The organism is Wenzhouxiangella marina (assembly GCF_001187785.1).
Classification (GTDB): Bacteria; Pseudomonadota; Gammaproteobacteria; order Xanthomonadales; family Wenzhouxiangellaceae; genus Wenzhouxiangella; species Wenzhouxiangella marina.
In genome coordinates this window covers 951,876-965,951 of the sequence record NZ_CP012154.1, presented here as the reverse complement: position 1 = coordinate 965,951, position 14,076 = coordinate 951,876, and the positions used below count along the sequence as shown (strand labels likewise).

The window sequence follows — 14,076 nt, the reverse complement described above, 5'->3', positions numbered from 1 at the left end:
GGAGAACCGGTCATGCCGATACGTTCACTTCGCATAATGTCCGCGACGCTGCTCACCGCATTCATGGTGAGTCTGACGGCCGCAGTGCCAACGATATTGCCCTATCAGGGTTTTCTGGCCGACAACGCGGGTGTGCCCATCACGGGAAACCGGGACATGCACTTCGCGCTGTACGGTCAGTCCAGCGGGGGCATTGCCGTCTGGACCGAGACCCATACCGGCGTGGCCGTTACCAGCGGCTTCTTCCAGATCGAGCTGGGCACCACGACGCCGCTCGAGGACTCCCTGTTCGATGCACCGCTGTTTCTCGGGATTCGTATCGACGGCGAAGCGGAGATGAGCCCCAGGATGCGCATCGGCAGCGTTCCATTCGCGCGCATCAGCGGTGGCCTCCTGGCCTGCGGCTCTGGCCAGACCAACTGCAACGGCATCTGCGCCGATCTCCAGACCGACGTCGAAAACTGCGGGTCCTGCGGCCTGAGCTGCGGTGTGGGCGAAACCTGCGTACTGGGCAGTTGCGGCACCTGCACTCCGCAGACCTTCTACCGCGATGACGACATCGACGGTTGGGGTCGATGCAATGACAGCATCCAGTCCTGCACGCCGATGGGCGCCTACACGACAACCCAGTGCGGCGACTGCAACGACGCCGACGATGGGGTCAACCCGGGCGCCACTGAAATCTGCAACGACGCGATCGACAACAACTGCAACGGCCTGATCGATTGCTCCGATTTCGGCTGCCCCGGCGGCGGTGGCGGAGGCAACCTGGTCTTCTGCGCCTCCGCGGGATCATGCATCGATATCGACAACGACATCCAGCACTGCAGCGCCTGCGATCTGGCCTGCCCGGGCGATTCCCAATGCGCCGATGTGACGTGCCAGGGTGGCTCCTGCGCCCTGGACGGCAGCCCCTACCAGGGCAGTCCCTGCAGCGATCAGAATGCCTGCACCAGTGGTGATACCTGTAGCTCCGGCTTCTGCATCGGCAGCCCGATCACCTGCGACGATGGCAATTCCTGCACCGTCGATTCGTGCAGCCCCGCATCGGGCTGCAGCTTTACCCCGGTCGCCGATGGCACTCCTTGCGCGGGTGGCGTCTGCAATGCTGGACAGTGCACCCCATGATCAGGCTCTGCGCGCTGTTGACTGCAGTCCTCTGGCTGAACGCCGCCACGGTGCTGGCGGACACCCGCGGCGTAAGCCACCAGCTGTTGTGCTCGGAGCTCAATGCCGGGCAGGTCTTCGCCGCCTCCGCTGGTCACCGGCTCCAAGCCACCCTCCAGTGGCATGGGCGTCAGGCCATCCAGCGATCTGCCGGGCACTTCCTGATCGATGGCTGCTCCGGCCATCACTTCGACCCGGAGCGGTTCAGGCGCCTGTTCGAGGATCGCTTCGATGCTTCGCCGACGCGGATCGAAGGTCCGCAGGAGCGCAACGGATGACAGAGAGCGGGCCGGTGGCCGCCGGCGAGGAAGGCATCGGCGGCCAACCGGCGATTCCTCCGGTCCGCAAGCCGGACTTGAACCATCGTCCCGCTTAGTCGCTAGCCTCGGAGTACAGGATCGAGCCAACGAATGCATTGAGACGAAGATCGACCTCCTCGCCCTCGGGGGATCGCGCATCGACCTCCCGGATCGCGTCATCCAGATCGACATCGCGGATTCGACTTTATCCCAGGTCGGAGAGCAGCTCGACGACCTCGACCACCGATGGCTCGCGCCTTTATGCTATTGACCCGGTCACTCGCTTTCCAACTCAATCGAGCGAACGGGCCTGCGTCGAGCGGGCAAGACCCGGCGCCAGCAAAGTAGGCTCAGGCCGCCGTCGCAGGAACCCCCAATGTCCATACGAAATCGGCCGGCTTGTTGGCGATCGGCAGGTCGAGGCCGACGTCGGAGTCGTCACGGAAGGCCAGGTTGAGCGTCCAGGCGAACATTCCCGGTGAATGCGACCAGCCGCTCAGATCGCTCAGGGCGATGCGAGCGACGGGGTCTTCGATCCGGGTCCGGAACAGGCCCTGGTGGTAGCCGAAGACGATCAGCTGGCGGTCCGTGACCGCCAGCACGCCCTTGCTGTCGGGGAAATCGGCGGCCAGCGAGCCAGGCGGGCGGTGAAAGCCTTCGCGCTCGCGGGCAATCACCTCATCACGCGCGGCGACGGCGTTCTGCATGGCCTGGGCGTCGTTGATGAACGAAGACCGCTGGCCGGCCGCGTGCACGGATCCGAAGGTCAATTGCCCGACCGCGCTGCCCAGCCCCTGAAAATAGATCGCCGCGGTGAGTTGCTGCCCGGCCAGGTCGGCCGGGCGCTCTTTCTGCACTCGATTCATCCATCGCTGCATGTCATTGGAACCCCTGGAAGCGGTCGGAGAAGATCGCGTCCTCGACCGTATCGGGCAGACCGATACCGCTGACCGGGATGACATAGGTCCCGTTGGGATCATTGGAGCTGATTCGAACCTCGGCATCGGTCCACGTGCCTGCCGCCTCGGGGACGAAGCGCAGCGAGACGATGCAGGTCTCACCGACATTCAACGGCGGCGAGCTGGGAGTGCAGGAGCCGCCGTCGAATACGAAATGCACGTCATCATCACCCCAGAGCGTCGTGAAGCCCATATCCAACGGCTCGTCACCGACGCTGGTCACGGTGATCACCACCGAGTCGCTGGACTGACCGACCATGACCTCACCGAAGTCGATCGAAGCCGGTGAGACCTCACCCCACGCTCCGGGAAACTGATAGCGCACCAGCACGTCGTCGCTGTTATTCGAGGGATCCAGATCGAATGCGGCACTACTGACCGTGGCGCCGACACCGGTGTCCTCTACGAAGCCGGGCGTGCCGTCGATCACCAGCACTGCCGTTTCGCCCGGCTGCAGCGACCCCACGGTCCAGAGGCCCGAGTTCGGCTCGTAGTCGCCGATCGAGGCGAAATACTCCTGGGGGATGAACCCGCCCGACAGGGGCGTCACCTGTACGCTGACGGCATCGGCCGCGCGCGGGCCGGCGTTGCTCACCTCGACGGTCATCGCCAGGGCATCGCCCATCCCCGCCCATTCGGCGTCGGCCTCGATGCTAACGGCCAGGTCGGTGAAGGGATCGACCTCGGCAAAGGCCAGATTATTGAAGGGCTCGGGGTCTTCCGAGAAGCTGCTGGCCGAGGCCGAGCTGGTGAAGCCGCCGGCGCCGTTGACCAGGACCTCGACCTCCAGCACCGCGCCCTCGCCCACCTCCAGGCTGCCGATCTGCCACTGGCCGGTGGCCGAGTTGTAGCTGCCAAGGTCGCTGTTGTGGCCCTGATAGCTGTAGCCGGTGGGCAGCAGATGCGCCACCTCGACCCCATCGGCCGGTTCGGGGCCCAGGTTGTCGACCAGCACCGCGAAAGTCACCTGATCGCCCGGCAGCGCCGCGGCGGGCGACACGCTGTGAACGAGCTTGAGGTCGGAGCGGCTGCGCAGGACATCAGGGGTCAGCGTCGCGACGTTGTTGTTCAGGTTCGGATCGAACTCTGATGCGAAGATCTGCGCCTCGATTGTATGAGGTGTCTGTTGCGTGACCTGCAGCTGCAGGCGAAGCTGCGCACCGGCGGCCGGGCCGCTGCCGGCCAGGTCGTCGAGCTTCCACAGCCTATCGCCAGGCAGGAAGGTGCCCTGATCGGAGTCGTCGAAGTCGATCAGCGTGTAGCCCGCCGGCAGATCAATGGTGACCGAGGGTAGCCCGGCCAGGTCGGGACCGGCATTGCCGGCCAGCACATCGACGATCACGACATCACCCGGCTCGACCGGGTCCTGATCGATCACCAGCTTGAGCGACAGATCGGCCGTGTCCACGCCCGGCGGCACCTCGCCGTAGAGGCGCTGGATGGGGGTCAGGAAGGTGGAGGATCCTTTCGAGTTGCCGGCGCGGTACTCGATGCGCACGTAGAACTTGCCCGGCAGGCCGGCAAACCCCTCCAGGCGCCAGTCGTCCCCGTCGCGGCTCATCCAGCCGCCACCGGCGGCCGGCGCAAAGTCGTCCTCATCGCAGCAGGTCTGCGAGACCAGCACGCGCGGCGTACCGAGCAGCGCCGGCGCCGAGCCGAAACCGGTCATGCGGTCCCAGACCAGGCGCTCGGGGTTGCCCGGTGTGCCCCAGACAATACGCTGGCGCAACGGCAGGCCGTCGGGGTTGGCTAAGCGATGCAGGTGGTCATCTATTCCCAGCAATACCCGGCCATCAGGGGTCATTTGCAGGGTAGTATTATCACGGAATAACTCAACACTACCAGCGGACCACGGCTGTACGCCCGGCCGCAAGGCATTGCCGGCGTGATTCAGCAGGGCAAGATGCTTGCTCTCCTCGTTCAACAGGAAATTTCCAGCGGCCAGATAGCCAGAACCAGTCTTCTGGATCGAAATAACGCGGCCTCCTTCGAAAGGACTGGCCACGGTATGGTTGCCGTTCTGATCAATCAGCGACCAACCATACTGGTTGCCACCGAAGGAGTATTGGATTCTCCCTCCCACAACGATGTGATCGTCGATGACTATTGATCGGCAGAAGTGCTGCCCAACACCAATGGCAAGCGGCGGATCAAAGCTTGACCAGAGCTGTCCGCTTGGGGTGAAGCGGGCGAACACTAGTCTATCTTGGCTGGCATAACCTTCGCCACATGTGTACACCCAACCATTGTCATCCACCGCCAAGCTTTTGAGAGTGAGAGGAGTCTGCGACTCGGTCCAACTGGGTGAGAAATTGGTATCCAGGCTGCCATCCGGGTGCAAGCGCGCCAGGTCGAGACGCGCCTGTTCGTTGACCTCAGTAAACCGCCCGCCGATCAGAATCTTGCCGTCATCGAGAATATGGATCGAGTTGACTTTGGGGAGATTACCTGCTATGAGTCCCGCATTGAAACTGGTGTCCAGACTACCGTCCGGGTGCAGACGGGCCAGCCGGGAGCGTGGCGTGCCATTGACAGTTTCAAACCACCCGCCAACGAGAATGCGACCATCGCGTTGTACGGCGATAGCATATATTGATACGCCGCCGATCACGGGCGCAAAGCTGCTGTCCAGGCTGCCGTTGGGATGCAGGCGCGCCAGCAATCTGCGGCTGGTGCCGTTGATATGGGTAAAACTGCCCCCGACCAGAATGCGACCATCGGCTTGCAGCGCGATTGTTCTCGGCGCTTCGATGTCCGACGGGGCAAACTCCACCTCCGCCTGCGCTTGATCGATCCTCCCCAGAGCATCCAGCCGTGCCAGGCGATTCCGACCCAGGCCGGTAATCTGATTGAACGCCCCGCCGAGCAGCACCGCGCCATCGTCCTGAACCAGCACCGTGCGTACTGCAGCGTTGGGGTTGACGAGTGGGGCAAAGCCGTTGTCGACGCTGCCGTCTTCGTTCAGGCGGGCGATTCGGCTGCGCGGGCCCACGCCGCTGGTGAAATCGCCGCCGATGAGGGCGCGGCCATCGGGCAGAAGATCCAGCGCGTAGACCGGGCCGTTCAGGCTGGGCGGCTCGTAGTCCCCGTCCAGGCTGCCGTCGGCGTTCAGGCGCAGGACAAAGCCATCACCGTCGACCTCGCCGGCAACAAGAATGCGGCCATCGTCCTCGATCTCCAGGGCCAGAACCGTGCGCACACCGCTGGCCAGGCCGGCCGCCTGGAAACTGTTGTCGACGGAACCGTCCTCATTGAGCCGGTAAAGGCGCCGGGCCGGAATCTGCCCGGCAATGCCGATGCTGCCGGCCACCAGCAGCTTGCCGTCGTCCTGCACCGCCAGGGCACGCACGCTGCCGCTGAAATCCGGCGGCACGAAGCCGGTATCGAGCAGGCCGTTGTAGTTCAGGCGCGCCACCCCCGTCCGGGCCTGGCCGCCGACGTTGGCGAAACTGCCACCGATGTAGATGCCGTAATTGCCGGTCATAGGATCGGGCTTTTCGGCCAGGGCGTGGATATCGCCATCAGGATTGGAACTGAACCACGGCGACAGCAGCGCACCGTCGCCGTCCAGGCGCTGGATGCGGCCGTTGAAACTGCCGGCAATGACCAGATCCGTACCACCGGCCAGCAGGCTGACGTTGACGTCACCACCGCTCAGATTCGGCCCGGCGAAGAACGAGGTGTTCCGACCGGCCGCGTCGAGCATCGCCAGGCGCGAGCGCGGTAACCCGGCAATGCTGGTGAAGTTGCCGCCCACCAGGGTGCCGTAAGGCGTACTGATCAGGCTGTAGACCATGCCATTGGGATCGGGCTGATAGCCCTCATCCTCGTTCAGGGCAAGCGCCGGGCCTGCGCTGATCAACAGGCCGAGCAGCGCGATGCAGCGTGCGACAATTCTCCTACGTGCCTGCGCTCTCATCGACCTCCTTCGGACCCGATCCCGGGCGACGGAACCGGACTCCACCGCCGACTCGAATCGATCGAATTCCACTGACTTCAATTTCGCTGGCATCATCGTTCTCTTCGCTCCTGGTGAATTCATCGTGGGTCGGCGTCGATGCCGGACCACGGCTCAGGCGTTACTATGGAAACGGTCGGCAGGAAAGGCTTAAAGGACTTGTGAAATTGCGATAAAGCCCAGTAAGCGCGGGCCTCGAACGGGCTTGTACAACACCTCCGCGGAGCGCGAGACATGACAATCGGCGCAGCCGATGGCAAGCTTTCGAGGCAGACATGGGCTGCGGAAACGCAACTCCTTGGCGTGAATATCGGACAGCACTGAACTTGAAACTCGAATTCGATCAATTCCAGCTCGATTCGGAGCAGATGCAGGTCATCGGGCCGGACGGGCCGGTCAGCATGCGACCGCTGACCTTTTCCGTGCTCAGCTATCTGATCGAGCAGGCACCGAAGGTGGTCAGCCGTGATGAGCTACTCGACGCGGTCTGGGGCCATCAGGCCACCTCGGTCAGCTCCGTTGCGCAGACCATCAAGGAGCTGCGAAAGGCGCTGGGCGATTCGAGCAGCGACCCGCATCTGATCGCGACCCGCCCGCGCCTGGGCTACCAGTTCATCGCCGAAGTCCGGCCCCTGCCCGACGATCCGGCGCAGGTGATCGGAGAGCGCGTGGTGTCGGGGCTGCCGCCCGCCCGCAGCACCTCCCCCGACAGAAGGCGCTGGCCCTGGACCGCCGCGCTGCTGGCGCTGGTGGTGCTCGTCATCGCCTTCGTCGTCTTCGCCCCGAACGAGCCGTCGGAGTCGCGATCGGACCGCCTGCCCACTCTGGCCGTGGCCCAGATGGTCAATGCCAGCGACGATCCGGACATGAACTGGCTGGGTCCGGCGCTGGAGACCTACCTGGGCCACGCGCTTGTCGAGCTGGGCGGCTTTCGCGTCCTGTCCGTCGATGCCCGGGCCGACCAGGAATCCAGCATCCTGACCGGCGTCGACTACGTCATCGAGGGCCAGTACCTGATGGCCGGCGTCGAAGGCCCCCGCTGGCTGGCCAGCCTGCGGCGCCCGGGCTCGCGGGAAATCGTCACCAGTCTGGAATCCCGGCCCGACGAGTGGGACATCGCCTCGGTCAGCATCGACATGGCGACCGCCATCCGGGACCGGCTGGGCTTCAGCGCACCCCCGGAGGCCGATAGCGCGGCGATTCGAGCCCGACTGCCGCGCCGAGCCGGCAGTCAGCAGGCCTACTTTGCCGCGCTGCAGGCGCTCGGCGACCGCCGACCGGAGGTGGCCCTGAGCGCACTCGAGCGCGCTCGCCGACAGGAGCCGGACAATCCTCGCCTTGATCTGCTGGCCGCGCAGGTTCACGCGGCCCGGGGCGACCTGGCCAGCGCTCGCGAGTTCAGCCTGCAGGCCATGTCGGCCACCGAGTTCTGGCCACGTCGGGATCGCCTGGATATCGAAGCCATGGCGGCCATGCTCGCCTTCGACTGGCAGCGCGCCGCCGAGCGGCTCCAGGCACTCAACCAGTTCTTTCCCGAATCCGAGAGCAGTCGCCAGCTGGTCCGAGCGCTCGGCCAGGCCGGGCGCTTCCAGGACGCGGCCACGGCGCTGGACTCGCTGCGCCTCAAGCAGCCGGATGACGCCCGGCTCGCGCTGCTCGAAGCCGAGCTATCGAGCCTGCAGAAACTTGCCGAGCCGCAGCTCGAACAGGCTCGGCAGGCGCGACAGATGGCTGAAGCCGAGGGCGCGACGAGCCTCATGGCCGCAGCCGAGCTGAGTGAAAGCGAGGCCTTGATCGAGCTCGGCGAGTGGCATGAGGCCAGAACCCGCCTCGAAGCGCTGGTCGACGACGAGCGCCTGGTGGCGGGAGAACAGGCCCGCGCCCGGCTGGAGCTTGCCCGCCTGGAGTTCCTGCAAGGCGATCTCGCGCCGGCCCTGGCCTCGGTCGAACGGGCTGAAGCGCGCTTTGCCGAAGTGCCCCATCCGACGGGCCTGGCCGAAGCCGCGATGCTGCGCGGCGCGATTCTCGAGCGCTCCGGTCGCATCGAGGAATCGATTCTCGCGCTGGAGCAGGCCCTCGAACGCTTCGATGCGGTGGCCGACCCGCGGCGAACGGCGCACGCCAACGTACAGTTCGGCACCACGCTCATGCGCGCCAATCGCGCCGACGAAGCCATTGCGCGTCTGGAAGCTGCCGCCCGCAGCTTCCGCGCCCTGAACGACCGCCAGGGTGAAGGCGCGGCGCTGATCAATCACGCCACCCTGATCGCTCGGGCCGGACGCCTGCCCGATGCCGAACCGATCTTCCAGCGCGCCCTCGAGGCCTTCCAGGACGCCGGTGACCGCCGTGGTGAAGCCATGGCCCTGGGCAACCTGGCCGCCATCGCCGGCGATCGTCGCGACATGACCACCTCGATCACCCTGGCTGAACAATCCCTGGCCATCTTCGAGCAGCTCGGTGCCCAGACCGACATCGCCCGCGTGTCCTACAACCTCGCCCTGATCCACCGGCGCCAGGGGGCGCTTGAAGCGGCCATCGAGCGTATTCGTCAGGCCGGCGATGCCTTCGCCAGTCAAGGCGCCGTGCTGATGCAGACCCGGGCCCTGACCACCGAGGGCGCGATGCTGGTCAGCATGGGGGAGTTCGACGAGCTCGATCGCCTGCTGGCTCGCATCGAAGAACTCGACATCGAAGATCCGGCCGAACTGGCGGTGATGCACATCGTCCGCGGAGAGCGCGCGCTTGTCCTGGGCGATCCGGACACGGCACACGGGGAATTCACTCGGGCGCACGCCCTGATGGAATCGATCGGGGCGGCCAACCACATGCTGGTCACGCGCATGCACGTCGCCCGTGCCGAGCTGGCGATGGGCGAGACCATCAACGCCGAGCAGACCGGGCGCGATCTGGCTTTCGCCTTCCGTGAAATCCGCATGATCAATCGAGAAATCGATGCGCTGATGCTGCTGGCCGAGGCCCTGATCGAGCAGGCCAGAGGAGACGAAGCCGCCGGCATTCTGGCCCAGGCCGACGAACGACTGGCAGACTCGCCGGATGCGGAGCAAACGCTCCGGATGGGCCTGCTGAGGAGCCGGATCTCGCCACCGGAGCTGGCTCGAGAGCGCCTGTCCTGGGTCGAATCCGCAGCCGCCGAGCAGGGCTTCGTGACCCTGATGGAGCGGGCGCGACGCAGGCTGGAGACATTGGCTGTCAGTCGAAGCCCTGCGCCGATTAGCGAGCAGAGCAACTCGGCGTCCGACACGGCCGCCGAATTGCCGGCATCGTAAGGCGCGGAAAGATTGCGGCCTTGCCAGTCCGGCAGCATGTCAGGCTGGCGGCACCAAACGCGTCATCGACCGCACCTTCACATCCGTGATTCTATTCTGGACCAGTAAGGTCCTGAATAGCATTCACCCACGTCAAAGAGGAACACTCAAATGAAGAATCGCCTTGCTGGCCTGATGGCCGTCGCCGTGCTTGCCGTCGCGCCGTTCGCTGTTGCAGACGATGATTATCGGACTTTCGACCAGGCCTCGCAGAGCGCGCTGACGCCGGACGAAGCCCTGCAGTTGCTCATCGACGGCAACGCCCGCTTCGTCGCCGGTGAGTCGATCGAGCGCGACCTGATCGAGCAGCAGCGCGAGACGGCCGGGGGTCAGTATCCCTTTGCCGTGGTGCTGAGCTGCCTCGATTCGCGCTCGGCCCCCGAAGTCGTCTTCGACCAGGGCGTGGGTGACATCTTCGTTGGCCGCGTGGCCGGCAATGTGGTGGACACGAACCTGCTCGGCAGCTTCGAGTTCGCCACCGCCGCCGCCGGCTCCAAGCTGATCGTGGTCATGGGCCACACTGCCTGCGGCGCGGTCATGGGCGCCTGCGACGGCGTCGAGGTCGGCAACCTGACCGCGCTGCTGGATGAAATCGAACCGGCGATCGACGCCGTGAGCACGCCGGTCGGCACGGACCGCAGCTCGGCCAACGCCGAGTTCGTCAACCGCGTCGCCGAAACCAACGTCCGCATGCAGGTCAACGAACTGCTGCGTCGCAGCGACGTGATCCGCGGCCTGGTCGAACAGGGTCAGGTCAAGGTCGTCGGCGCCATTCACGATCTCGCCACAGGGGAAGTCCGCTTCCTGTAATCGAGCCTGCTGTTGCTTCGAGCCCTGGCGATGGACGCCCGGCTCGAACGAGGGCCCGGGCCGGCGCCGCGAGGTGTCGGCCCTTTTTCATTGTGCGGGCGTGGTGAATTGCAGCACGGCCGTCGGACGGCTGATCAGGGTATTCTGCTGCGGGAAGACCGGATCGACTCGCGCCGGGGTGATCGATCGAACCACGACCCGATAGACCGTGTCCGGGACCAGATCGACCAGGGACAAGGCGCTCGCTGAATAGTCCGTGCTCGCCGCCTGAAAGGATGCGTCCAAGGGCGGGACCGGTAAGGCCGATTCGAATCGGTCGGCGAACAGCGACGGGTCGGACTCCGCGCTGACGTGATAGTACCCGGCCTGCTGCAGCGGATAATCGATCGGCGTCCAGCTCAGCGTGACGCTCGTGGCATCGACGGCAGCCACCGAAAGATCTTCGGGCGGCCGTGTCTGCCAGCGCGCCCAGCTCGGATTCAGCGCATCCAGCCAGGCGATCAAGGTCGGATCATCGGTGTCGAGACGATTATCGTAGAGGTCCAGAGCGATGATCGAGTCGAGGGCCAGCCACTCGCTCGGAATCGAACCGCTGAAGTCATTCGCACTCAAACGGAGCGTCTCCAGCGAGGCCGCCTCGCCCAGACCGGTCGGCAGTTCGCCTGTCAGGCAATTGACGCGAACATCCAGTTCGACCAGTGCGGCCCACTGACCCGGCCCGTCGGGCAGCGGGCCACTGAAACAGTTGAACTGCAGACGCAGGCTGCTCAAGGCCTGAAATTCCGCCACGGCTGCGGGAAACGGTCCGCTGAAGCGATTGCCCTCCAGCCAGAGTCGCTCGAGTTGCACCAGCCCGCTCAGCCCACCGGGCAGGGCACCGCTGAGCTGATTGCCCGCCAGGTTGATTTCCACCAGACCGGAAAGTTGATTGAAGGCGGCGGGCAGCGGACCTTCGAGCTGATTGGAAAACAGGTACAGGCGCTCGAGCTCGTCGAGCTGCCCGAGGCTCGATGGGATCGACCCGGCCAGCTCGGCGTCTCCGAGGTAGATCTCCCGCAGGGCCGACATCTGACCGATGGTGGAAGGCAGTTCCCCACCGAGCGGATTATCACCCAGGGAAAGGATTTCGAGCTGACTCAACTCGACGATCTCGGCGGGCAACCCGCCACCGATGAGATTGCCATCCAGATAAAGCTCTCGCAATGCTGCCAGCCCGCCGAGACCCTCCGGCAACGGCCCCTTCAGCTGATTGCGCTGAATCGCAAGCCGTTCCAGCCGGACGAGTTCGGCAATGGCTGCCGGCAGCGGCCCGGTCAATGCGTTGTCGCTGAGGTCGAGAAGGCGGAGCTGGCCCCAACCCGGCAAGGACGAAGGAAGTGCCCCGGTCAGCGCGTTGCCGCTCAGGTCGATTTCCTCGATCGAGGTCAGCGAGGCGAGGCCCGGCGGCAGGGATCCGCTGAGCTGATTGTCGTAGAGCCTGAGCACTCGCAGTTCGGAAAGGCTGCCCAGGCCCGACGGGATCGGACCACTGAGCTGGTTGTCGTGCAGCAGAAGCCACTGCAGCGCTCCGAGTTGACCCAGCGACGCCGGAATGCCGCCGGAGAAGGCGTTGCCGTCGAGATAGAGATACTGCAATCGTGCGAGATTACCCAGACTGCTCGGCAAGGGCCCGCCGAGATCGTTGAAGGACAACCAGAGGAAAAGCAGGCCATCGAGATCACCGATGCTGACCGGCAGGCTGCCGCTCAGACCGTTGGCCGCCAGCCGAAGATCGCCCACCTGTCCATTCAGGCAGGTGACGCCGAACCAGCCGCATTCGCTGCCCGGCGGACCGCCCCAGCCCGAATCCTCAATCCAGTCGGGTCCGTTGGTCTGCGCATAGAGATCGAGCAAGGCCTGGCGCTCGTTGGCCGGGATCTGCGCCTGGCCAACTCCCGGCAGTGCGGCGAGAAGCCAGCAGACCAGACCGAGCATCGACGCCCTGATCTCTCTCGACGGAAAGCAAGGTGCAATCTGTTTCAGACCCGACATCATGCAACTCCATTCTTGGGGTGACCACGCTGTTCCCTGATCAAGCGCAGTCAAGGCCTGGAATGGTTCACTACCTCGGCCGACGACCTGTCGACTGAAGTTCGACGAAGGTCGCTCGACTCGGCGCGACGGGCACACCGGACAGGATCAAGGTGCCGCTTCCAGATCGGAAACCAATGAAGCGGCCTGGCGATCAAGATACCCGAGCAGCGACCGCAGCCCTGATAGCCTGTTCAGACGCGCATTCAGCGCGCCTCGGAGGGCATCGGATCGGTAGAGGCTGCTGGACGAATCGGCGATCAGGGCGAGGTTGTCTGGCGGCGGGCAATCCTGGTAGAAAAGATCGGGGCTGGTGCCTGGCTGGCTCGGCTCGAGACTGGCAGCGGACAGGCAGTCGCTCATTGCAATCCCGATACGGCCGCGGATCAATTGGTGTGTCAAGTCGACATAGCTGGACTTGAACGTCAACGCGATCTCGATTTCCCGTGCGGAATCTTCGTAGTAGTCACGCAATCGGCGCTGCATCGCTCCGCTGGCGATCAGGTCCAGATCGCCAGCGTTCTGGAGCTCCTTGTAGATCTGCGCCGAGGGTGCAAACGGCCATTCGCCACCAGCGATCCATGCATCGCGCACGAACTGCCACATCGCATGGACCTCTTGCGGCTCTTCGGCCCGGAGCACGTCGTCCACGCGCCATGCGGCGTCAAACACTTCTTCGTACCAATGCCAACGAACCGCATAGGCATCGAGATCCGCGCGCAAATCGGAGACCAATCGCTCGCGCGCCGCTGCGGCATCGATCTGCTTCGTTCGCGCCTCGTTCCAGTTCGCGACCTGGATGCCGATGAACACCCCGACTACGACAATGCAGAAATCAAGGGCGACGGCTGTCCAGTTCTGATCCTTGAAGTGTTCCATGATGCGACGCAGAATCATCCGCCACTCTCCCGTTGCCTGTAGCCATACCGTATCAGTTCGACGCAGGGCGCTCACTGCTGCTGATCAACCGCGGCCATTCCCTGTCCCCGGCCATGGCTGCTCCTTCGCTCGTGCAGCGGCGTCGATCAGGTCCTGGCGTGCGGACGAAAGGACATCGACGGCGACAGTATCCTCCAGGATGGTGAACTCATCCAGCTACTCCGGATGAAGGAAGAAGACCTTGCTCATGATCTGCCACCGCCCATCGATCCTGACCAGGGTAAAGAAGTCGGTGAATCGATGGCCGGTCCAGTTGTCGAGCTCGAAGCGGACCGATGCCGCACTGCCTTCGACATCGATCCGTAGATCTCCGACCACAAGCTCGGCGGCCGGGCCGTTGTCGGCATGCCAGTCGTAGAACATCTCGATCGGACCGGCGAACAGGTCAGGCCCGACGTAGCCGCAGATCGTGGCCAGGTCGTGGAACACGGGACGGAGCAGATCACTGCGGCCTGTGCGGCCTCCTTCGACATAGGTGGCCATCAAGGCCTCGATGGCCTTTTGATCGTCATTCTGCATAGTGTCGTTCATTCTCTGGAACTCCGTGA

9 protein-coding genes are annotated in these 14,076 nt (G+C 64.5%); 4 read left to right on the top strand and 5 right to left on the bottom strand.

The genetic code is table 11. The features are described from left to right. Positions 1–156: 156 nt before the first annotated feature. Together WM2015_RS04160 and WM2015_RS04155 are read left to right on the top strand one after the other, a co-directional pair. Positions 157–1,128 carry a MopE-related protein gene (locus WM2015_RS04160; RefSeq protein WP_169751095.1) on the top strand — a complete coding sequence of 324 codons (972 nt, stop codon included), beginning with the start codon at positions 157–159 and terminating at the stop codon, positions 1,126–1,128. Continuing rightward, on the top strand, positions 1,125–1,445 hold the full coding sequence (locus WM2015_RS04155) for a hypothetical protein (RefSeq protein WP_049724862.1): 321 nt from the start codon (positions 1,125–1,127) through the stop codon (positions 1,443–1,445). The genes WM2015_RS04160 and WM2015_RS04155 overlap by 4 nt, the downstream gene beginning before the upstream one ends. A gap of 371 nt (positions 1,446–1,816) precedes the next feature. On the opposite strand, the gene WM2015_RS04150 is transcribed toward WM2015_RS04155, so the two are convergent. Then, positions 1,817–2,344, bottom strand: a complete 528-nt coding sequence (locus WM2015_RS04150) for a hypothetical protein (protein WP_049724861.1) — start codon at positions 2,342–2,344, stop codon at positions 1,817–1,819. Position 2,345: 1 nt separating this feature from the next. Beyond that, positions 2,346–6,182, bottom strand: coding sequence for a choice-of-anchor D domain-containing protein (locus WM2015_RS04145; RefSeq protein WP_169751094.1), 3,837 nt, complete (start codon positions 6,180–6,182; stop codon positions 2,346–2,348). 527 nt (positions 6,183–6,709) lie between these two features. Between WM2015_RS04145 and WM2015_RS04140 the strand changes: the two genes are divergently transcribed. Both WM2015_RS04140 and WM2015_RS04135 read left to right on the top strand, forming a co-directional pair. Then, the gene (locus WM2015_RS04140) at positions 6,710–9,670 is read left to right on the top strand and encodes a tetratricopeptide repeat protein (RefSeq protein ID WP_049724859.1); all 2,961 of its coding nucleotides are present in this window, start codon (positions 6,710–6,712) and stop codon (positions 9,668–9,670) included. Positions 9,671–9,820: 150 nt separating this feature from the next. Further along, the gene (locus WM2015_RS04135; RefSeq protein ID WP_082169423.1) at positions 9,821–10,519 is read left to right on the top strand and encodes a carbonic anhydrase family protein; all 699 of its coding nucleotides are present in this window, start codon (positions 9,821–9,823) and stop codon (positions 10,517–10,519) included. Positions 10,520–10,606: 87 nt separating this feature from the next. On the opposite strand, the gene WM2015_RS04130 is transcribed toward WM2015_RS04135, so the two are convergent. From WM2015_RS04130 to WM2015_RS04120, 3 genes are all read right to left on the bottom strand, one after another. Beyond that, on the bottom strand, positions 10,607–12,553 hold the full coding sequence (locus WM2015_RS04130) for a leucine-rich repeat domain-containing protein (RefSeq protein WP_082169422.1): 1,947 nt from the start codon (positions 12,551–12,553) through the stop codon (positions 10,607–10,609). A gap of 144 nt (positions 12,554–12,697) precedes the next feature. Continuing rightward, a complete protein-coding gene (locus WM2015_RS04125) occupies positions 12,698–13,486 on the bottom strand; it encodes a hypothetical protein (RefSeq protein WP_049724857.1) in 789 nt (262 codons plus the stop codon). Between the two features lie 198 nt (positions 13,487–13,684). After that, the gene (locus WM2015_RS04120; protein ID WP_049724856.1) at positions 13,685–14,059 is read right to left on the bottom strand and encodes a nuclear transport factor 2 family protein; all 375 of its coding nucleotides are present in this window, start codon (positions 14,057–14,059) and stop codon (positions 13,685–13,687) included. Positions 14,060–14,076 lie beyond the last annotated feature (17 nt).

Bases quoted from the DNA above. Each gene is read 5' to 3' on its own strand.
- WM2015_RS04160 (WP_169751095.1), top strand. From the start codon at position 157: ATGCACTTCGCGCTGTACGGTCAGTCCAGCGGGGGCATTGCCGTCTGG.
- WM2015_RS04155 (WP_049724862.1), top strand. From the start codon at position 1,125: ATGATCAGGCTCTGCGCGCTGTTGACTGCAGTCCTCTGGCTGAACGCC.
- WM2015_RS04150 (WP_049724861.1), bottom strand. From the start codon at position 2,344: ATGCAGCGATGGATGAATCGAGTGCAGAAAGAGCGCCCGGCCGACCTG.
- WM2015_RS04135 (WP_082169423.1), top strand. From the start codon at position 9,821: ATGAAGAATCGCCTTGCTGGCCTGATGGCCGTCGCCGTGCTTGCCGTC.
- WM2015_RS04130 (WP_082169422.1), bottom strand. From the start codon at position 12,553: ATGATGTCGGGTCTGAAACAGATTGCACCTTGCTTTCCGTCGAGAGAG.
- WM2015_RS04125 (WP_049724857.1), bottom strand. From the start codon at position 13,486: ATGATTCTGCGTCGCATCATGGAACACTTCAAGGATCAGAACTGGACA.
- WM2015_RS04120 (WP_049724856.1), bottom strand. From the start codon at position 14,059: ATGAACGACACTATGCAGAATGACGATCAAAAGGCCATCGAGGCCTTG.